At 63.7% G+C, this 20478-nt stretch carries 17 protein-coding genes and 4 pseudogenes; 15 read left to right on the top strand and 6 right to left on the bottom strand.

The features are described 5' to 3' along the window. The first annotated feature begins 1 nt into the window (after position 1). The 8 genes and pseudogenes from MasN3_RS03780 (at position 2) to MasN3_RS03745 (ending at position 8006) form a co-directional block, all read left to right on the top strand. Positions 2 to 1167, top strand: a protein-coding gene (locus MasN3_RS03780; RefSeq protein ID WP_370662284.1) for an IS3 family transposase whose coding sequence is annotated in 2 segments (ribosomal slippage) — positions 2 to 278 and positions 278 to 1167 — 1167 coding nt in all. Because the reading frame shifts where the segments join, the coding sequence is not laid out codon by codon here. 45 nt (positions 1168 to 1212) lie between these two features. After that, a pseudogene (locus MasN3_RS03775) lies at positions 1213 to 1590 on the top strand (toxic anion resistance protein); the annotation flags it as partial. Between the two features lie 35 nt (positions 1591 to 1625). Further along, complete coding sequence (locus tag MasN3_RS03770; RefSeq protein ID WP_281912448.1) at positions 1626 to 2213, top strand: TerD family protein; 588 nt, start codon at positions 1626 to 1628, stop codon at positions 2211 to 2213. A 34-nt stretch (positions 2214 to 2247) separates the two neighbouring features. Next, positions 2248 to 3150 carry a hypothetical protein gene (locus tag MasN3_RS03765; protein ID WP_281912445.1) on the top strand — a complete coding sequence of 301 codons (903 nt, stop codon included), beginning with the start codon at positions 2248 to 2250 and terminating at the stop codon, positions 3148 to 3150. Between the two features lie 111 nt (positions 3151 to 3261). After that, a complete protein-coding gene (locus tag MasN3_RS03760) occupies positions 3262 to 4701 on the top strand; it encodes a TolC family protein (protein WP_281912443.1) in 1440 nt (479 codons plus the stop codon). Then, positions 4698 to 5678 carry an HlyD family secretion protein gene (locus tag MasN3_RS03755; RefSeq protein WP_281912441.1) on the top strand — a complete coding sequence of 327 codons (981 nt, stop codon included), beginning with the start codon at positions 4698 to 4700 and terminating at the stop codon, positions 5676 to 5678. The genes MasN3_RS03760 and MasN3_RS03755 overlap by 4 nt, the downstream gene beginning before the upstream one ends. A gap of 7 nt (positions 5679 to 5685) precedes the next feature. After that, positions 5686 to 6867: an ABC transporter permease gene (locus MasN3_RS03750; RefSeq protein WP_281912439.1), complete on the top strand. Its 1182-nt coding sequence runs from the start codon at positions 5686 to 5688 to the stop codon at positions 6865 to 6867. Next, on the top strand, positions 6864 to 8006 hold the full coding sequence (locus tag MasN3_RS03745; RefSeq protein ID WP_281912436.1) for an ABC transporter permease: 1143 nt from the start codon (positions 6864 to 6866) through the stop codon (positions 8004 to 8006). The genes MasN3_RS03750 and MasN3_RS03745 overlap by 4 nt, the downstream gene beginning before the upstream one ends. Positions 8007 to 8211: 205 nt before the next feature. Here MasN3_RS03745 and gdhA read toward each other — a convergent pair whose 3' ends face one another. Next, positions 8212 to 9555, bottom strand: a complete 1344-nt coding sequence (gene gdhA, locus MasN3_RS03740; RefSeq protein ID WP_281912434.1) for an NADP-specific glutamate dehydrogenase — start codon at positions 9553 to 9555, stop codon at positions 8212 to 8214. Positions 9556 to 9973: 418 nt separating this feature from the next. Here gdhA and MasN3_RS03735 point away from each other — a divergent pair, with 418 nt between their 5' ends. Beyond that, positions 9974 to 10447 carry a hypothetical protein gene (locus MasN3_RS03735; protein ID WP_281912431.1) on the top strand — a complete coding sequence of 158 codons (474 nt, stop codon included), beginning with the start codon at positions 9974 to 9976 and terminating at the stop codon, positions 10445 to 10447. Positions 10448 to 10515: 68 nt separating this feature from the next. Here the strand turns inward: MasN3_RS03735 and mqo are convergent. Next, a pseudogene (mqo, locus tag MasN3_RS03730) lies at positions 10516 to 12068 on the bottom strand (malate dehydrogenase (quinone)). A gap of 489 nt (positions 12069 to 12557) precedes the next feature. On the opposite strand from mqo, the pseudogene MasN3_RS03725 reads away from it, so the two are divergent. Then, positions 12558 to 12833: pseudogene (locus MasN3_RS03725) on the top strand (transposase); the annotation flags it as partial. Here the strand turns inward: MasN3_RS03725 and MasN3_RS03720 are convergent. After that, entirely contained in the window at positions 12821 to 14020 is a 1200-nt protein-coding gene (locus tag MasN3_RS03720; RefSeq protein WP_370662345.1) for an ISL3 family transposase, read from the bottom strand. The pseudogene MasN3_RS03725 and the gene MasN3_RS03720 overlap by 13 nt on opposite strands. Positions 14021 to 14152: 132 nt before the next feature. Here MasN3_RS03720 and MasN3_RS03715 point away from each other — a divergent pair. Beyond that, positions 14153 to 15064, top strand: a pseudogene (locus tag MasN3_RS03715) (IS3 family transposase); the annotation flags it as partial. Between the two features lie 84 nt (positions 15065 to 15148). On the opposite strand, the gene MasN3_RS03710 reads toward MasN3_RS03715, so the two are convergent. From MasN3_RS03710 to MasN3_RS03700, 3 genes are all read right to left on the bottom strand, one after another. Next, positions 15149 to 15961, bottom strand: a complete 813-nt coding sequence (locus tag MasN3_RS03710; protein WP_281912429.1) for a plasmid recombination protein — start codon at positions 15959 to 15961, stop codon at positions 15149 to 15151. A 305-nt stretch (positions 15962 to 16266) separates the two neighbouring features. Then, on the bottom strand, positions 16267 to 16656 hold the full coding sequence (locus MasN3_RS03705) for a hypothetical protein (protein WP_281912427.1): 390 nt from the start codon (positions 16654 to 16656) through the stop codon (positions 16267 to 16269). A gap of 126 nt (positions 16657 to 16782) precedes the next feature. Beyond that, positions 16783 to 17013: a helix-turn-helix domain-containing protein gene (locus MasN3_RS03700; protein WP_281912425.1), complete on the bottom strand. Its 231-nt coding sequence runs from the start codon at positions 17011 to 17013 to the stop codon at positions 16783 to 16785. 314 nt (positions 17014 to 17327) lie between these two features. Between MasN3_RS03700 and MasN3_RS03695 the strand changes: the two genes are divergently transcribed. The 4 genes from MasN3_RS03695 (at position 17328) to MasN3_RS03680 (ending at position 20426) form a co-directional block, all read left to right on the top strand. After that, the gene (locus MasN3_RS03695) at positions 17328 to 18263 is read left to right on the top strand and encodes a hypothetical protein (RefSeq protein WP_281912423.1); all 936 of its coding nucleotides are present in this window, start codon (positions 17328 to 17330) and stop codon (positions 18261 to 18263) included. Between the two features lie 2 nt (positions 18264 to 18265). Continuing rightward, positions 18266 to 18730 (top strand): hypothetical protein, encoded by a 465-nt coding sequence (locus MasN3_RS03690; protein WP_281912421.1) that lies wholly within the window; start codon positions 18266 to 18268, stop codon positions 18728 to 18730. Positions 18731 to 18859: 129 nt separating this feature from the next. Beyond that, a complete protein-coding gene (locus tag MasN3_RS03685; protein ID WP_281912419.1) occupies positions 18860 to 19840 on the top strand; it encodes a hypothetical protein in 981 nt (326 codons plus the stop codon). 94 nt (positions 19841 to 19934) lie between these two features. Beyond that, a complete protein-coding gene (locus tag MasN3_RS03680; protein WP_281912417.1) occupies positions 19935 to 20426 on the top strand; it encodes a 3'-5' exoribonuclease in 492 nt (163 codons plus the stop codon). The last annotated feature ends 52 nt before the right edge of the window (positions 20427 to 20478 follow it).

The following is a 20478-nucleotide window of genomic DNA, read 5'->3' as shown; positions in this document are numbered from 1 at the left end:
CATGAAATTGAAGACATACACACCTGAGTTCAGGACCGAAGCCGTCAAGCTGGTGCTGGAACAGGGCTTGTCGCAGGAACAGGCTGCCCAGCGGATCGGAGTGCCGAAAGGGACGCTGGCCAACTGGGTGAGCGCGGCGAAGCGCAGCACAGACCCGGCGGCACCACCAGGCAGCCGAAGCGTCGTGGAACTAGAAGCCGAGTTGGCAAAGCTGCGTAAAGAACTGGCCGTGGAGCGGATGGAAAAGGAAGTGCTAAAAAAGGCCACCGCGTACTTTGCCAGGGAGTCGCTGCCCGGTACGCGTTCATAAAATCGATGCGACTCGAGTACCCGCTTGGCCTGTTGTGCCGTGTCTTTGACGTGTCGCGCAGCGGCTATTACGCAGCGCTGGATCGTCCCGCATCGCAGCGTGCGCAGAACGACGAGAAGCTGAAGATCGCCATCAAGGCTGCTCATGTTCAAACTCGTCAGACCTATGGACCGTTGCGCTTGCAGCCGGAACTGGCTGCGCAAGGCTTCGAGGCGGGACGTGATCGGATCGTGCGGCTGCGGCGAGAGCTTGGCCTGTGCTGCAAGCAAAAGCGCAGATTCAAGGCAACGACAAACTCGAAACACGCCTACCCGGTCGCACCGAATCTGTTGGAACAGACCTTCGCGCCGACGGAGCCAAATGAAGCCTGGGTGAGCGACATCACGTACGTCGCCACCGACGAAGGCTGGCTCTACCTGGCGGGTATCAAGGACATTTTTACGTGCGAGATGGTGGGCTATGCGCTCGGGGCCAGGATGACCCAGGAGTTGACGGCGCAGGCGCTCTGGCGAGCAGTACGCAACAAGCGGCCAGCGCCAGGCCTGATTCTCCATTCGGATCGCGGCAGCCAGTACTGCGCAGATGACTATCGCAAACTGCTCGAGCAGTTCGGCATGACGGCCTCCATGTCGCGCAAGGGGAACTGCTACGACAACGCGCCTATGGAGAGCTTCTGGGGTAGCTTGAAGAACGAATTGATCCATCACCAGAGGTATGCGACCAGGGCCGAGGCGGAGTCCGCAATCACTGAATACATCGAAATTTTCTATAACCGCCAGCGGCGCCATTCGCGTCTCGGGTACCTATCGCCAGCATCGTTTGCCGAAGAATTCAGCAGACAGCAGCTGGCTGCTTGAAACGGACGTGTCCACTATTGACAGTACACCTCACAAGACAATGCACGCGCCCTGACGGACACCTTCACGGACATCGTCAACGTCTCGATTCCGGCCTGGCGCAACGTGTTCTCGCTCTACCTGCTGCAATTGGAGGCCAAGCAGAGCGCCGCGGTCGCCAATGCCGCCTACGACGCCACCGACGCGGCCTTCCGCGCCCAGGCCGACATGCTGCTGGAAAATACCGAGACCGTGGCCCGCGCCAAGCAGCGCTCGCTGGTCAGCCTGGAAACCGCCCAGCACGTGCAGACGCAGCTGGTGACCGCCTTCGACAAGCTCGAGCAGATCTCGAACGAAGGCCAGCAGCGCCGCCAGGCCGAGCTGCCGAAACTGCAGGAGCTGGAGCGCGAGCTGATTGCGCGCTTTTCGCCCACCGGCGCTTGAATCCAATGTTCACCCCATAAGGAAAAGGAAAGTCCATGTCGACGACGCTCCACACTGGCCACCGCATCAACCTCGAAAAAACCGCGCCGGGCTTGAAGCGCGTGCGTATCGGCCTCGGATGGAAGGTCAACGCGGTCGAGGGCCAGCCATTCGACCTCGACGCGTCGGTATTCCTGTGCAGGCGGGATGCGAGCGACCACCCGGTCATGATCAGCAATGCCCACTTCGTGTACTACAACCACGCCACCTCCCCGGACGGCGCGGTCGTGCACTCGGGCGACAACCGGACCGGCGACAAGGATGGCGACGACGAAGTCATCACCGTCGACCTGGCCAAGGTCGAGGCGGAAGTGGTGGAGATGCCGATCGTCGTGACCATCCACGATGCCGATGTGCGCAGGCAGACCTTCGGCATGGTCACCGACGCCTACGTCAAGGTGTACAACGACGAGACTGGCGAGACGATCGCGGAATACGACCTCGACGAAGACTACGCGGACAAGACCGCGCTGCAGTTCGGCTCGCTGTACCGCAAGGATGGCGAATGGCGCTTCCAGGCCGTCGGCGCCGGCTTCAAGCTGAATCTGGCGACCTTCATCCGCAAGCTCGGCGGCACCGTCTGAGGAGCACGTGCTCCTGCTCGATGCCGGGTAGCCGATGACACAGCAAACGCCCAGGGCATTCGACTTCGGCGCGGAGCCCGAGCTCCCCGCCGAGCCGGCCGGCGCTGCGCCGGTGCCGCAGGCCTTCGATTTCGGCGATGCGGAGCAAGCCGCTGCTGCGCCGCCCGCTGGCAACGGTCCCCCGACGGCGCTGTCCTTCGACGACCTTCCCGCAGCACCGGCTTCCGCCGTGCCCTCGAAAGCCGTAGCCAAGGTGCTGTTCGAGAGCGAGGATCATCCGGCGGTGCGCGATGCGCTGGCGATCGCGCACGCCGATTATCCGGCCTTGTCCGAACACGCCGGCCAGCGCCTGGCCGCGCTGTTTCGCCGCATCCTGCCGCTGAAGCTGCCGGTGGTCGCGGAGTGGGCAGAAGGGCCATTGATGGAGCAGGCCGCGCTGCTCCAGCCCATCACCGAGCTGGTGCTGAGATTCACCCAGATGGCGGTGCCCGCGCAGCTCGAGGCCGCACTGGAGAGCACCAGGACGCCGGCAGGCGTGTTCGACAAGCTGTTCCGCCGCCCGAAGTCGCCCGCCCAGTACAAGACGGAGCTGGCTTCGAGCCGTGCGCAGCTGCTGCAGCTCATCGCCGACAGCGACGCGGCCGTGCGCGCTCTGGAGGCGTCGGCGCGCAACCTGGGCCTGCATGCGGCGGTGCTTGCCGTCGTGTCGAAGCTCGCGGGTGGCGCGACGGACGCCAGCCTGTCGGACGCCCTGGTGCAGCGCCGCACGCTGATCCAGCAGGCGGTGCGCCAGGCCGAGCTGTCGATCCTGCAGATGGGGCAGGTGCGCCAGCAGGCCGCCGAGCTGGTCGGCCAGGTGTCGTCCTTCCTGACGGTGACCTTGCCGGCGCTGGAGATGGCGCAGGCGCAGGGCGGCACCGGGAAAAGCAGCGGCTAGTAAATAATACGGTGGTGCCCGGGACACGGCGCGCCTGCCAGTCGTGTGGCCGGTCGTGGCGAAGCGGCGCTATAATCGTCGGTAAATACTGATGAGTTTGCGGAGAGACCGGTGAAGCCGTCCAAGACCTGTATTACACCGCTCGCCCTGGTGCTGGCCTGCTGCGCCGTGTTGCCGGTCCGGGCGCAGCAGACCGGCGCCCTCGAGTATGGCGAAGCGTGGCGCCGGATGCAGGCGCGTTCGGGCGCGGTGCGCGGCGCCGAGCTCGACTATCAAGCCAGGCAATTGCAGGCCGAGGCGCTGCGCCGCATCGACGGTCCGGACCTGCGCCTGAACGGATTCGCCGGGCGTCTCTCGACCTCGCTGAATATCGATACCGGCCGCCTGGCGCAATCCCTGGAGCCGGCCCTGCAACCGGTGCTCGAGGTGCTGCCGCCGCTGCCCGGGCTGGCCTTGCCGGAACTGCCCGCCAGCCTCGAGGCCGAGCGCACGTTCACGGTACGCTCGCTCGGCCTGGCCTCGGTCTGGCCCTTGTACACCGGCGGACGCCTGGATGCGCTCAAGGAGGTGGCCGCCGGGCGCGCCGCCGAGGCCGCTGCAGGCATGCAGGCGGCGCAGGACGAAGCGGCGCTGCTGCTGGCGCAGCGTTACTTCGGCGTCCAGCTGGCGCGCCATGCCGCCCGGCTGCGCAGCACGGCGCTGGCAGTGGCGCGCGAACACCAGGAGATGGCGCGCAAGCTCGAGCGGACCGGGCTGATCGCGCGCGTCGAACGCCTCAAGGCCGACGTCGCCGTCGACAAGTCCGCGCGCGAGGCGGCCAAGGCCGCCAGCGACGCGGAGGTCGCCGAGCTGGCCCTGCGCCGCTTGCTGGGCGAGGAGCAGGCGGTCGAGCCCGCAACGCCGCTGTTCGTGCACGAGCAGCCGGTCGGCTCGCTGGCCTCGTTCGTGGAAGCCGCCATGCACGCGAATGCCGCCTGGAAGCAGATCGACAGCAAGCGCGCCCAGGCGGCCGCCAATTTCAAGCTGCAGGGCAAGGCCTTCAGCCCGACCCTGGTCGGCATCGCCAACTACAACCTGAACCGCGGCGGGGCCGCGCGCGCCAACTGGCTGGTGGGGGTGGCGCTGAGCATGCCGCTGGTCGACCGGGTCGACCGCGCGCGCCTGACGGCCGCCGCACGGCTCGAACAACAGCGCGTCGAAGCAGCCGCGGAACAGGCTGGACGCGACATCCCGACCCTGGCCGAAACCCAGTGGCGCGCCATGGAAGATGCGCGCCAGCATTACCTGGCCATGGCCTCGGCGATCGAGCTGGCGCGCGAAAGCCTGCGGCTGGCGCAGGTATCGTTCCGCAACGGTCAGGCGACCACGGCCGACGTCGACGACGCTTCCCTGAACCTGACCAAGGCCGGGATCGAGCGGACCCAGGCCGCCCACGATTATGTGCTGGCGCTGGCGCGCCTGCTCGCCACCACCGGCCGGCCCGAGCGCCTGGCCGAGCATGCGCGCTCCGCACCCCACCAGCTCGATCCCGCGAAGGAGTCCACCCGATGAGCGAGACAAGCCGCAAAAAACGCGTGCCGGCCGTACTGGCCGGCGTGCTGGTCCTGGCCCTGCTGGCCTGGGGCCTGGTACGCGCATTCCAGCCGGTGCCCGAAGCGCTGCAAGGGCAGATTGAAGCGCAGGAAGTGAACGTGTCGTCCAAGGTGCCCGGGCGCGTCGGCCGGGTGCACGTGCAGCTGGGACAGGCGGTGAGCCGTGGCCAGCTGCTGTTCGAGCTGGACAGTCCCGAAGTGCGCGCCAAGCTCGATCAGGCGCAGGCGGCGCGCGACGCCGCCGCCGCCGTGGCGCGCAAGGCGCAGGCGGGCGCACGGCCCGAGGAGGTCGTCGCCGCGCGCGCCAACTGGGAACGCGCCGAGGCCGGTGCGCGGCTGGCCGAGCTGACCGACAGGCGGGTGGCGGCCATGGTGGCCGAGGGCGTGCTGGCGCGCCAGAAAGGCGACGACGCCCGCGCCCAGGCGCGCTCGGCGCGCGAGCTGGCGACCGCCGCGCGCGCCCAGTACGAGCTGGCGCGCCAGGGCGCGCGGCCCGAGGACAAGCAGGCGGCGCAGGCCCAGGCGCGCCAGGTGGACGGGGTGGTGGCGGAAGCCGATGCGGCCCTGGCCGAGACGCGCATTCTGGCGCCGGCCGCCGGCGAGGTGAGCAAGCTGGCGATCCAGGCCGGCGAACTGGCGCCGCAGGGCTTTCCGGTGGTGACCCTGGTCAACCTCGACGACGTCTGGGCCGTGCTGGCGGTGCGCGAGGACATGTTCAAGCCCTTTGCCAAGGGAAGCCTGCACCGCGGCTATGTACCGGCGCTGAAGGCGGGCGCGGATTTCAAGGTCGAGACCGTATCTGCCTTGCCGGCCTTCGCCACCTGGCGCGCCGCGCGCCCCGGCGGCACCGACCTGCGCACCTTCGAGCTCCGGCTGCGGCCCACGGCACCGCTGCCGGGCCTGCGCCCGGGGATGACGGTGGTGTTCGAGCGCTGAGCCGCCCATGCCCGCTCCCGCCGCTTCCGCCTGGTCGGCCTCGCTCGCGCGCGAGTGGGCGCGCCTGCGCGCCGACCGCTGGGACCTGGCGATGCTGGGCTGGATTCCCTTGGCCTTGTACTTCCTAACCTGGTGGATTTTTTCCGCCGGCATCGCCCGCGACTTGCCGCTGGCGGTGCGCGACCTCGACCAGTCCGCGCAGTCGCGCAGCCTGGTGCGCATGCTGGACCAGTCGCCGGGGCTGCGGCCGCTGCCGCTTGCCAGCGATGCCGAGGCGCTGGCGGCGCTGCGCGCCGGCGAGGTGTTCGGCATCGTCTCGATCCCGGCGCGGATGGGAGAGCGCCTGCTGCGCGGCGAAGCGCTTGGCCTGCAATGGGCGTACAACGCCCAGTACCCATCCCATACCGGCGCGATGACGCGCGACGTGCGCGCCGTGGTGGCGACCATGTCGGCGGGCGCCGAGCTGCAGGGGCGCACCAGGCGCGGCGCCGGTCCGATGCAGGCCGCGCAGCAGGTCGAGCCGGTCGCCACCCGCGCGGTGGCGCTGTTCAACGAGAACGGCAGCATGGTCCCGGCGCTGGCGCTGCCGGCCGTGTGGAGCCTGCTGCACATCTGCGCCACCCTGGCTGCGCTGACCGCGATCGGGCGCGAACTGCGCGCCGCCACGGTGCCCGACTGGCTGGCCACGGCCCAGGGCCGGCCGGCGGTGGCCTTGCTGGCCAAGCTGGCGATTCCGGCAGTGGTCTTCCTGCTGCACGCGGTCCTGGTGGGCATCGGTTTCGGCGCGCTGCTGGGCTGGCCGGTGCTGGGAAGCGTGCTGGCGATGACGCTCGGCACCGTCCTGTTCGTCGCGGCCTGCCTGGCACTGGGCACCTGCATCGTCGCATTCTCCGGCTCGCTGCGCTCGGCGCTGTCGGCCTGCGCCTTCGTCACCGCGCCGGCCTTCGCCTTTTCCGGCCAGGGTTTTCCGACCCTGGCGATGCCGGCCGCGGCGCGCCTGTGGGCCGAAGCGCTGCCGCTGACCCATTTCCTGGGTTTGGTCAACAACACCTGGCTGGCGGGCGCGCCGCTGCGCTTCAGCGCCGGCGCGCTGGCGGCCCTGGCCGGCTTCAGCGCCGTGCTGGGCGCGGCCGGCTACCTGCGCTTGGCCGCGCGCATGCGCCAGCCCGACAGCTGGGGCAAGGCATGAGCCGCCTGGCCGCCGCGTTCCAGGCCTGGCGCCTCACCTGGCGCGCGATCCTGGGCGACAAGGCGGCGCTGCTGCTGTTCTTCATCTCCGGCATCGTATACTCCTTCTTCTATCCCTTGCCCTACAGCGGCGAAACGGTGCGCCGGGTGCCGGTGGCGGTGGTCGACCAGGATGGCTCGGCCCTGTCGCGCCAGCTGATCCGCTGGACCGGCGCCCATCCGGGCCTGAGCGTGGCCGGCGTCACCACCCGCCCCGAGCAGGCCCAGGAATGGATCTGGCGCGGCGAGGCCGCGGGCGTGATGGTCATTCCTGCCGATTTCAGCGGCAAGCTGCTGGCCGGCAGGCAGCCGGAGGTCGAGGTGGGCGGCATCGGGGCCTATCCGCTGCTGAACAAGGTGGCGCTCAACGGCCTGGCCGAAGTGGTGGGCACGCTGTCGGCCGGCGTCGAGCTCAAGCGCCTGGGCGCGGGCACGCCGTCGGCGCAGCAGGCGGCTGCGCAGCGCCAGCCCTTGTCGGTCGAGGCCCTGCCGATGTTCAATGTCAGCGAAGGCTATGCCTCGTACATCGTCCCGGGCGTGGTGGTGCTGCTGATGCAGCAGACCTTCCTGCTCGGGATCGGCCTGTTGTTCGGCAGCTGGGCCAGCGCCAGGGCCTTCCCCTATGCGGCGGGCACCGCCGCCTATGCCGGCGCGCTCGCCGCGTTTGCCAGCGTGGTGCTGCTCAATGCCGCGTACTACTTCGGCTTCGTGTTCTGGTGGCAGGACTATCCGCGCGGCGGCAACCCGGCGGCCACCCTGGTGCTGAGCCTGCTGTACAGCGTCTGCGTGGCCGCGCTCGGGATTTTCATGGGTCTGTTCTTCCGTACCCGCGAGCGCAGCGTCCAGCTGCTGGTGGCCAGCTCGATGCCGGTGCTGTTCCTGGCGGGCCTGGCCTGGCCCGCCAGCGCCTTGCCGTGGCCGCTGCAAGGGCTGCGCTGGCTGCTGCCCTCGACCGCCGCGATCCAGGGTTTCATCGCGGCCAACCAGATGGGCGCTTCGCTGGCCGAACTGCGCCGTGAAGTGCTGGCCCTGGCGGGCCTGGCGCTGCTGTTCATCGTGCTGGGCCTGCGCGGCTGGCGCCGGCGTGGGCAGGCTGTCTAGGCAAACAGGACAACGGACCGCCGCCCCATGACCGGAAGCTGCCGCTGTCGGCGGGGCGTGACCGGTTGGGCACGCGCAGCATGTCGGCGACGTTCCGCACCGGGCATCCGCTGCCGGCGCCGCGAAAGGGCCGCGACAGATCGGAAGCGACCGTTCTCAGGTACAGCGCGACCAGCGCCGCTCGAGCCAAGGCCAGAGATCAAGTTCAAATCACCCCTTGGGCCAGCATGGCGTCGGCCACTTTGACGAACCCGGCAATGTTCGCCCCATCCACATAACTGATGCTGCCGTCGGCGCGTTTGCCGTATTTCAGGCACGACGCATGGATGCCCTGCATGATTTGCAGCAGGCGGCCGTCGACTTCCTCGCTCGGCCAGGACAGGCGCGCCGCATTCTGGCTCATTTCCAGCCCCGAAGTCGCGACACCGCCGGCATTGCTGGCCTCGCCCGGCGCGTACAGCACGCCGGCCGCTTCGAATGCTTTTGCGGATTCAATGGTCGAGGGCATGTTGGCGCCTTCGGCCACGCACAGGACGCCATTGCGGATCAGGACGGCGGCGTCGTCGGCATCCAGCTCGTTCTGGGTGGCGCAGGGCAGCGCCACGTCGACCGGCACATGCCACGGGCGCACGCCTGCTTCGAAGCGGGTGCCGGTGCGCTGGGCGTAATCGCCGACGCGGCCATACAGGTGGTTTTTCACCTCCATCAGCACGGCCAGCTTTTCGGTGGTAAAGCCATCCATGTCGATGATCGTGCCGCTCGAGTCGGACACGGTGACGACCCTGGCGCCCAGGGACATTGCCTTTTCCACCGCGTATTGCGCCACGTTGCCCGAGCCGGACACGCTCACGCGCAAACCCTCGAAGGAACGGCCGCGCGTCTTGAGCATCTCCTCTGCAAAGTACACGGTCCCGTAGCCGGTGGCTTCTGGGCGCATCAGCGAACCGCCGAAGCTCAGGCCCTTGCCGGTGAACACGCAGTCGGCGCGATTGCTCAGCTTTTTCATCATGCCGGCCATGTAGCCCACTTCGCGCCCGCCGACGCCGATGTCGCCGGCCGGAACGTCCGTGTCGGCGCCGACATGGCGGAACAACTCGCTCACGAAGGCCTGGCAGAAGCGCATGACTTCTCCCGGACTCTTGCCCTTGGGGTCGAAGTCGGAACCGCCCTTGCCGCCGCCCATGGGCAGGGTGGTCAAGGCGTTCTTGAAGGTCTGCTCAAAAGCAAGGAACTTCAGTACCGACAGGTTGACGGAGGGGTGGAAACGCAGGCCCCCTTTATACGGGCCGATCGCCATGCTGTGCTGGATCCGGTAGCCGCGGTTCACCTGCACCTGTCCATGGTCGTCCACCCACGAAACCCGGAACATCACCACACGATCAGGCTCGACCAGGCGGTCGAGCAGGCCTTGCTCGGCATATCGGGGATGCTGTTCGATGAAGGGCCACAGGCTCTCCATGACTTCGGTGACGGCCTGCAGGAATTCAGGCTGGCCGGGATTGCGGTCGGCAACGTGTTGCAAGAACTGATGTACGGACAGGTATTTCATGTGGTTTCCAAGATCGAGAATGTCTGAGTCCAGGCAGCTCCATCGACGACCAGCGTCGACGTGATGCACGGGAGCGGCGAGTGCGACGAAGCTCCGGCGCATTGCCGGTGGCTCGTCGTAGTGCGGCAGGCGTCACCTCGTGGGATCCGCCTCGCCGTATGGAGGGGGGGGGCTACCCGAAGACAGAAACACCGATTTCATGGATCGGTGTCTCGATGTTGTTGTCGGCGCATGCGATGGATGCTCGCGCGCCAGGGGACTATGGTAGCAGAAGCGGCTGCGCGGGGCGATGGGAGCAAGGGCAAGGTCAAGTGCCGGGCAGGAACGTTCCTGAACAGCGCCGACGCCAGAGAGTATTGTTAAAACTCGCTTTGGCTTTTTAACGTCCCTCTGCAGGAGTACACAAATCCTACGTCTTTTGATCAATGCGGCAATACGTACGCCCAAGCTAACGCTCGCCATTGCCTTGCTGCTGCTGGCAGCCCTGGCCGGTACGATGACCTATACCGGTTTCCTGGTGGTCGGGGTGCTGGCCGCTCATCTCGACACGAGCCGGTTTCTGGCGGGACTTCTGCTTGCGGCCCTGTTTGCAAGATTCCCCTGGATCAGCAAGGGCAAGCTGCGCATCGTCGGCCTCTTGCCCAAACCTGTACGCCGGCCAATCCTCGCCGGCATTCTCGCACTGTGCTTGCTGAACTTCGTGTGGCTGGGCGACAGCGTGTCCGCGATATTCACGGGCTTTACCCTGGCGTTTCTTCTCGGCTATCCCTGGTTGAGGCGAGTTATGTTCGATCGGATCGTCGCGTCCGTCTCCAGGTTCACCGGCCAACGCCCTTTCAACCGCAACGACGACAGGGTGATCGAGGGTGAATTCAGGGAAAAGAAAGATTGAAGGTCTGAAACAAAAACGCCACCCGAAGGTGGCGCATATTGCAGTACGTGCAGTACGGCTAGACAGCACTACAGCGCCATGTCAGACACTTTTTTCACTTTCCCAGGTTGAACGATGGCAGCCGCGCCTGGAACGAAGTTCTCCAGGCTTGGCGGCGCGATCGCCAGCTGCAGTGTTTCAGTAGTGCTTGCCCAGGTGTCCGCCAGCAGCTGCACATTTTCGTTCAGCTTTTTCCCATAGGACGGGACGATGTCGCGAATTTTTTCCTGCCAGGCGGCCGTCTTCATTTGATCCGGGAAAACTTTCTCCAGCAGCGACAGCATGATCGCAGGCGATGTAGAGCCACCTGGTGACGCTCCCAGCAACGCAGACACCGAGCGGTCTTCGGAAACCACCACTTCCGTACCAAGCTTCAGTACGCCGCCCTTGCCGGGCACGTTCTTGATGATCTGCACACGCTGGCCAGCTTGCCATAGACGCCAGTCTTCGTCCTTTGCCTCGGGCATGTAGTGGCGCAGCGCCGCCATTTTTTCTTCCTTGGACAGCTGCAACTGCTGCGCGAGATATTTTACAAGTGCAAACTCATGGGCGCCGACTTGAAGTTGCGGAATGATATTGGAGGGCGTGGTCGCCTTCACGATATCGGAATACGCCCCATTCTTGAGGAATCTGGTGGACCAGGTGGCGAATGGCCCGAACAGCAGTACCGTTTTACCGTCCAGCACGCGGGTATCCAGATGCGGCACCGACATCGGTGGCGAACCCGTATCCGCCAGGCCGTACACTTTGGCCAGATGGCGCGAGGCAATTGCCGGATTCTCGGTGACGAGGAATTCGCCGCCGACCGGGAAGCCAGCATACTGTTTCGCTTCAGCAATGCCTGTTAATTGCAGCAGCGGCAATGCTGCGCCACCTGCACCGATAAAGACGTGGCGCGCATCGACCGTCTGGACCTTGGAACTGTCCTTGTCGTCGAACGCCGACACGCGCCAGGAGCCATCCTCGTTGCGCGTGATCGAGCGGACCTCGTACCCGGTCGAGATCTTGCTGCCCACAGTCTGGCCGAGATCTTGTAGAACTGGCGGGTAATCGCGCCCAGGTTGACGTCGGTGCCGAGCGGCGAACGGGTGGCGGTCACCATGTCGTCCGGTTTGCGGCCTTCCATCATGAGCGGAATCCACTCGGTAATCTTGGCCGGATCGGTCGTCAATTCCATGCCGGCGAACAGCGGCGATGCCTTCAAGGCCGCAACGCGCTTGTGCATGAAGTCCCGGTTCTCCTTGCCAAACACCAGGTTCATGTGAGGCGTCGAGTTGATGAATTCGCGCGGATTGCCCAGCACGCCCTTGCGCACCTGGTGCGACCAGAATTGGCGCGAGATCTGGAAGTTCTCGTTGATCTCGATCGCCTTGGTAATCTGCACTTGCCCTTTATCGTCCATCGGGGTGTAGTTCAGTTCGCAGAGCGCCGAGTGACCTGTGCCCGCGTTGTTCCAGCCATTGGAACTTTCTTCGGCAACCTTGTCCAAACGTTCGAACACTTCAAAGGTCCATGTTGGCTCCAGTTCGGACAGATAGACACCAAGCGTCGCGCTCATGATGCCACCGCCGATCAGCAGCACGTCAACCGTGCGATCTGCCTTGGCGGCACGGAACTGCCCCCCCGAATGCGAGCGAGTAGCCGCCGGCCAGGGCTGCGGCGCCGACAGCGGTTCCCATGAACTTGCGCCGGGAGAAGCGCTTGCTGCTGGCAGGCGCTGCTGGATTCTTGCTGGTTTCTTGACTCATTGCGATGAGTCCTCCTGAGAAAGTGAATGCGACAGGCAGCCGTCGATCAAGGACGGTGCGCAGACGCGAGCTGACGTATTCGGGTTGACTTTTCTATCAATGGCGAAGTGGTGCTTGTATTCCCTGTTCCTGGAAACTACTGTTTCGCATTGAGCAGAATTCTTTCCAGCGCATGCTTGAAGGCCAGCGCTTCCTGTTCGCTGAACCCATTGAGCAACTGCGCGTAGACCTTGTGGAGCGCCGCGTTGATCTGCGGGCAGAGTGAGGTACGCTGACTTTTTCGGACACTTCCGATTGATAAAATTATCGGAAGGAGCGAACACATGAAATTGAAGACATACACACCTGAGTTCAGGACCGAAGCCGTCAAGCTGGTGCTGGAACAGGGCTTGTCGCAGGAACAGGCTGCCCAGCGGATCGGAGTGCCGAAAGGGACGCTGGCCAACTGGGTGAGCGCGGCGAAGCGCAGCACAGACCCGGCGGCACCACCAGGCAGCCGAAGCGTCGTGGAACTAGAAGCCGAGTTGGCAAAGCTGCGTAAAGAACTGGCCGTGGAGCGGATGGAAAAGGAAGTGCTAAAAAAGGTTCATCGCGTTTTGCCGGGAAACGCATCCTTGATTTTCAGGAAGAAGTAGGATGCATCCCGAAATCCGTAGGCCATGCGCTTGATGACTTTGATGCGGTTGTTGACGCCTTCCAGGATCGATGAGTTCATCGGATAGATGGCCGAAGCCAGAATGCCGCGCCGGTACTTGGCCAGCCGTTTGGCAAACTGGATCAGCGGTGTGATATGGCTTTCCAAGGCGAGTTTGAGCCAAGCCTTCCATCGACGAGCACCTTCCCGGACCGATGGCGCATACCAGATCTCTTTCAATTCGGTCTTGAGCAGGTAGACCGTTGCCAGCGGCTGATTGGCGGCGAGCAGTTCTTCGAGCTTGACGGCCTGTTCGGCCTTGAGGTTGTCGCGGTTGCGTAGTAACAGCCAGCGGCTACGCTTGATGACCTGGCGCGCTTTTGGTTCGGCCCGTAACGTATTGGCTTGATCGACGCGCACCCGGTCGACGACTTCGCGGCCGAAGCGGGCCACGACATGAAACAAATCGTAGACCACCTCCGCGTTTGGACATTGCTGACGCACTTCAAGGTCCATGGCCGTGTTCATATCCATGGCCACCGCCTCGATTCGCTGGCAGCCTTGCTCGCCCAGCAGCTCAAAGAATGGCCGGATCGCTTCCCGGCTGTTGCCTTCCCCAACCCACAAGACGCGCATACGCTCGGCATCCATGGCCACGGTAGCGTAGCGATGGCCCTTGTGCAGGGCAAATTCGTCCATGACCAAGCGGCGTACGCCCACCGCCGAGAAGTCGCCGTGCAGCTGCTTTAGTCGCCGATGATCAATCTCTTTGATGGTATGCCAGTGCAGCCCGGTCAACCGGGCTATATGGGCTATGGGCAGCAACTGCGCCAGCGCCTCGACCCACAGACGCACGCGGTGCGTGATGCGCGCCCGGCGGTCGAGCCAAACAATGTGCTCGGCCACTCGTGCATTGCAGTGATGGCAGTCCAGCCGCCGTACCGGCACATCGAGCCAGACGCGCTTGTCCAGAACGTCGCGATCGCGCACCTTACGCCTTCGGCGCTCATGCACCAGGGCGCAAGGCTGGTGGCACGCTCCGCACACAGCATCCCTTGCCGGGCAGGTATCGAGAACGATTAACAGTGATCCGTCTTCTTGTTCTTGGACGGTGTCGACAATATGGCCTTCCCAAAACGGGACAGACGACATAGCATTGAGCATGGCGGTGGTTTGATAGACTGATTTGTTTGGCGACTATCAATCTACCAACATCAGGCCACCGCCACCACCTCCCGATTAGATCGTCAACCCCGTCTTCCCCCATTCCCCGCGAAGAACCCTAAAAAAGGCCACCGCGTACTTTGCCAGGGAGTCGCTGCCCGGTACGCGTTCATAAAATCGATGCGACTCGAGTACCCGCTTGGCCTGTTGTGCCGTGTCTTTGACGTGTCGCGCAGCGGCTATTACGCAGCGCTGGATCGTCCCGCATCGCAGCGTGCGCAGAACGACGAGAAGCTGAAGATCGCCATCAAGGCTGCTCATGTTCAAACTCGTCAGACCTATGGACCGTTGCGCTTGCAGCCGGAACTGGCTGCGCAAGGCTTCGAGGCGGGACGTGATCGGATCGTGCGGCTGCGGCGAGAGCTTGGCCTGTGCTGCAAGCAAAAGCGCAGATTCAAGGCAACGACAAACTCGAAACACGCCTACCCGGTCGCACCGAATCTGTTGGAACAGACCTTCGCGCCGACGGAGCCAAATGAAGCCTGGGTGAGCGACATCACGTACGTCGCCACCGACGAAGGCTGGCTCTACCTGGCGGGTATCAAGGACATTTTTACGTGCGAGATGGTGGGCTATGCGCTCGGGGCCAGGATGACCCAGGAGTTGACGGCGCAGGCGCTCTGGCGAGCAGTACGCAACAAGCGGCCAGCGCCAGGCCTGATTCTCCATTCGGATCGCGGCAGCCAGTACTGCGCAGATGACTATCGCAAACTGCTCGAGCAGTTCGGCATGACGGCCTCCATGTCGCGCAAGGGGAACTGCTACGACAACGCGCCTATGGAGAGCTTCTGGGGTAGCTTGAAGAACGAATTGATCCATCACCAGAGGTATGCGACCAGGGCCGAGGCGGAGTCCGCAATCACTGAATACATCGAAATTTTCTATAACCGCCAGCGGCGCCATTCGCGTCTCGGGTACCTATCGCCAGCATCGTTTGCCGAAGAATTCAGCAGACAGCAGCTGGCTGCTTGAAACGGACGTGTCCACTATTGACAGTACACCTCATACTACAACTGGGCCTGTGCCAAGGCAGACAGTTGGCGCTAGAAAGACTCATCAATCCGGAACTTCTGGTTCCGACGGATGAGAGTCAAGTTCATTCAGCCTATAGATCAAGCACTCTGCTTGCTCGAGCGTGCGGCGGGCGAGTTCGGTGACGCGTTCTTCACGTACTCGCACCTCTTCCAACCTGGTGCGAACCGATTGCAAAGTAGCAGCCTGCGCTCGAAGGTCCGCTTGTTCTTGCGCCCATTCGGCCCTCGTCAGCCGCCGCCGCCGAGGACCAACTCGCGCCAGGGCCGTGGGGCCGCCTACGTGTCCCCAATATTCGTCCTGGAATGCCCGCATCGCCTCGGTGTACGCCATCCGCTGGAGCACCGGATTCGCCATGCCTTTGGCGGCGACAAAGCCAGGGTGCAAGCCTTTGACGTTCCCTGCGATGGGATCGATGATGAAGAAGTGCAGATGCGGATGCGACTCGTCCAAGTGTTCGACGACAGCGCGGAGGTTTTCGCCGAACCGACATCGCAGCCACTCGACGGTGAGCTGCTTCCACACCTCGTAGTCGTTCCCATCCGCCGGGTAACTCGCTACGCCAGCCAACAGTACGGTTGCATCTTTCCGCAGTCGGCGGCCGGCGGCATCTCGGGCATTCGACTGGATATCGGTGAGCTCGGCTTCGATTTGCTCCAGGGTGACACCATAAATCAGCGCAGGCGGCAGCGGGGTCGTGACGTGATCGCATGCGCCCGGTCTGCGCGCAGCTTCTGCCAGGACGTCGCCGGCCGACCACTTTGCTGCTGCGTTCTTTCTGGCCTTTTTCGGTGGTGTCAGCGAATAACACTCGATGTGGACAAACTGTGTGGGCATGATTTCAGCCCCGGCGTGCTGCGGACAAAATATAGTGACCGACTATATTTGTTCCGCGCGAGCGCTCCACAAATGTCGGCCAAGGGCTCGCTGCCCCTGGACCCCTCCGTGCAATGTATGAACACTGTGTGAAGATGTCGCCGTCGATTGTGCCGCTATGTGTCAGCTTGATGTCGATAAATGTGCCGACAGTGTGCGATCTCGATGGCGAGCAATGTGCGAGGACTGCGCTGACAGTGTGTGAAATAGGTGGCGATGACTGTGTCAAGCCGGCAATTCCGGCCGCGATGATCGCTCGATGGAGGTCATACATGGCCGATGACCTGCATCGTGGTGAGCATGTGCCGCTGGCTCAGTTTTTCCAGTACAGCATCGGCGGCGACACCTACCTTGTGGTTGGTTTCCGCGACCAGTAGATCGGCCACGCCCCGGATGCTGGTCGCGACAGCGAAATCGGCCCTGCGTCCGTCGCAATATTCCCTGGTCACCAAGCAGGTGTTGGCAGTGACAGCCATGACGAGCAGACCATGCTCGCCGTAGGTCAAGAAATCCGGTTGCGGGGTTGCCTGGATATGAAAATGATCAACGCCGGCGAAGACCGACTGCCGCCACCCGAAGCCTTGCCAGCCGCCTTCCTGAATGGTGTCTTTCCAGGCGAAGCGCGCGATCAACTCGGCGATCCGACCCTTGTCCATATGCAGCGCTCCCGTGCGATTGAGTTCGACGACGGGAATTTTGGAATCAGATTATCGGATGAGATAGAACGAGTTTCTTCTTGCGGCATCCAGCTATTTGGTGCGATTCAGGAATACAGGTATCGACTAGCCGTCTAACGAGTCGAAATCGAACAATTCGCCGACGGGAACCTGCAATTTTTCAGCCAATTTGCAAATATTGAGCAGCGCAATATTCCGTTGCCCACGCTCGACGCCGCCGAGATAACTACGGGCGATGCCACTCTCCAGTGCCAATTTCTCCTGTGACCAGCCTTTTTGTTTCCTGACCTGCGCCAACCTTCGCCCGAACAAAATGCGCGGGTCTTTTTCGGTCATCTTTTCCTCGCCCAAATGGAAAAGATGCTAAGAAGAGAGCCACTATCAGGCCACGCCCTATGAGTGACAATCGCATACCGATGTGGCAAGATTGGTACTCATAGTGGACAATTTCGGAGGAAATGATGGTCGGACAGAGGCGTGGCGTGTGGATGTGGCACTGTTTGGGCGCCTTGGGAGCGGCATTCATGCTCTCGGGCCTATCGGGATGCGTTACCACGCAACAACAGCCTGACGGATCGACCAAGGTGAAGGTGTCGTTGGCCGATGTCCTTGGTCCAAAGCCCCAGCCTCAGCCTCAGCCCGCAGTCACGGTGCCGGCGAAGGCAGCGGTCAATACGGAACCGAAGTCGAACACCGCGCTGCCACCGTCTCTTCGCGCCGGCACACTGACCGGCATCTTCGCCAAGCACCCTTATGACGGCACACCCAAGACCTACTTCCCGCGCTTAGCGGTGACCGTGACCGACTGGTCGCGCAATGACTGCTGGATCGCCGTGGCGACGATCTGGTGGAGCAAGGCCAGGTCTGAGTCGATCGCGCCGTTCGCGGTTTGCTGGGGAAAGTCGGTCGGCTTCGCCGTCAACAATGCCGCCAACCTGCACCTATTCATGCAACAGATGGCCGTCGAGCACAGCGGCAACGTGCGCACCACCGGTCCCAAGCCGCCGATGCTTGCTATCCCGGAAAGGAAGCCGTTCGGTGAAAGCAAGCAGCTCGCCTTCCAGGGCTTCATCGAGCAGCTCTTGCTCGATACCGGCTGGCAGGCCGGCGCGCCGACCAATCTCTGGCTGGTCGGCTATGACCCGAGCGCCGCCAAGGCCGCACCTGCCGACGCGACGACGGTGGCATCGAACAAGTCCCTGGGCGGCAAGGCCAGAGCGCTGCTGGAACAGGCGCTCGCCTGCACGGCCATCAGCAAGCGCTTCAACTTCGCCGAAGCTGCGCTCAAACAGGCGGGCTGGCGGCCCGAGCAGGGCGTATCGCCGATTGCGCTCCCGGAACCCCTCAAGGTCTACGGATTGAACACATCGAAAATCGCCATCTCGCGCGACGGCGGCGAGCAGACCTATCGCAGTTTCCTGCCAGGTGTGAATTCGCAGCAGGTGGTCAAGGCGGCATCCTTGAAGCTCGGCAAGGACGGCAAGAGTTACGGCCGCGCGACCAAGCTGGGCGTGCTGATCCTGGGGAACGAGAACGGTGAAACCACGCTGACCTGCACGGTCGATACCGAAGGCGCGGAGGGCTGAACATGCAATTGCAGTGTCCTTCTTGTGGCAGCACCCAGGTTCAGCCGCATGCCGTCGCGCATGCGGACGGCACTCAGCGCATCCGGCTCAATCATGCCGGCACCGTCGGCGGGGAATTCGCACAGGTCACCAGCTACGGCACCCAGACCACGGCGCTGGCCCAGCATTGCGCGCCGCCAGCACCGCCGTCGCCGATGCCGTTCGTCATCGCCTACGGTATCGGCGGCGTCTTGATCTATATGGCGATGACGGTTTGCCCCTTGCTGGCTCGTGAATGCGTTTATGTGGGTACGGCTGCACTGCGCCACAACTGGATACAGGCCGCTGTCGGCCTGGGTGTCATCGCGGTGGGTTGGCTGCTGATGAAGGCTTGGTACCTGCAAGCCCAGGCGTACAACGCCGCCAAGCGGCAGTGGCAAAACACCTGGTTCTGCCACACCTGCGGTCGGAGCCACGTGCGAAGTTGAGCCGGGGACCGGTCGATTACGGTAATTATCGTGATCCGTAATTACTGCAGCCGCCGCACGTCGGCCCTTGCATCTGCGACCCATTTTTGGACAATAGTTAATTCAACTAGTGATCTTAATGAAACGAACATGGCCCGCCCTTGTACTGGACGACAGACCCCCGCCGAGTACCAGCGCCGTTACCGCGAGCGCAAGAAGGCGCAGCAGGCGCTGGCGCAGACCAATTTAATGCTGGACGCGCGCCTCACCGATGCGATTCAGGAAGAGGCGAAATCTCGCGGCATCCGCGAGTCGCAGCTCGCCGCGGAAATCCTCGAACGCTGGTACGAGGCGCGCTTCGGCAGCGCGCTGCCCTCGCTGGAAGAGCCGGCCACACCCACGCCATCCACGCAGCAACCCGAACTGGAGGTCGTCATGAATTCGCTGACTGAACTACTGCCGGGCAAGCTGGAAGAGCTCGGCTTCGTCATCCCTTTCCAGGGCATGGCCCGCCAGTATCTGCGTGGCGACGCCGACAATGGTCTGACCGCTACGGTCGCGCTGAACGATTCGACAGTGATCGAGTTCGGCCTGACCGAACGCGTGGACGGGGCGACCTGCAACATCCTGCATTGCGTAGTGGACACCATGACCCGCCACGCCTGGCTCAGCAGCGAGGCGTACCTGGACCTCAACGGCGAGCGCGACGTGGACGCCCGTGGCCTGAATTCGCTCGCCGACGTGTTCGATCGGCTACGCGACTTTATCATGGCCCGCCGCCGGCCGTTGCGACTAGAGCAGATCATGGCGGGCCTGCCCGGCTGCCTGGGCAGCCCACTGCCACGCACATTGCTAGCGCGAGTGTTTCAGCGTGCCGGGTTGGAACTCGTGTACTTGACGCCGCTCGGCACCCCACGCGAGCCGCTGCCGCTACCCGAAGTCGCTCTACACGACCTGGCGGAACTGGCGAGTTACGCGCGTCGCGAAATGCTATGCACCGGCAACGACTTGTGCCGGATTGAGCTCGACGATGGCAGCGAGTTGCTAGTCTTTCCGTCGGAAGCGCGCGCCCTGGTGCACGCCGCGACCGGGGTGCGTGAACCGGTAATTGCGACGGGGGCGAGATCATGAAGCCAGCGTTCGACGCCGCGCGGCGCGCCACCGAACTGCGCGACACCGCCCGCGATTTTCGTCTGTGCCTGGCCGAGCAGAAAGGTAAGGCATCATGTTGATCTTTCTCGACACCGAATACACCGACCCGATTCAGATCGATCTCATCAGCATCGGTATGGTGTCCGAAGATGGCAGCGTGGAGTTCTACGCCGAGCGCAGCGATTACCGGACCGATGACTGTAATGCCTTCGTGAAGTCGGTCGTGTTGCCATTGCTGGATGCACCGCCCGCTAATGTCTTGAGCCGGGTGGAGCTGGCGATCCGGCTCCGCACCTGGTTCACGGCGCTGCCGCGCCGTGTCGTTGTCGCCTGCGACGACCGCACCGACTACGAACTGTTGATCGACGCCTTGGATGGACAAATCCCGCCCAATCTGGCCGGTGTCAAGGATGTGCGTCCGCTGATCGACACGACCACCTTCCACGCGGCAGCATGCCGCTATCACGAGCGGCCGGGTAGCCACTGGCACCACTCCTTGCACGACGCCAGAGCGCATCGCGCCGGTTGGCTGGCGTGGATGGACGCGAACAAGGCTCGCACATGATCCTTATCATTGACCTCAAGACGATATCCCCAGCCAAGACACCTCATTATCA

The organism is Massilia varians, from assembly GCF_027923905.1.
Lineage (GTDB): Bacteria > Pseudomonadota > Gammaproteobacteria > Burkholderiales > Burkholderiaceae_D > Telluria > Telluria varians_B.
The sequence above is the reverse complement of the archived record's forward strand: the minus strand, read 5'-3'. Positions and strand labels throughout refer to the sequence as shown.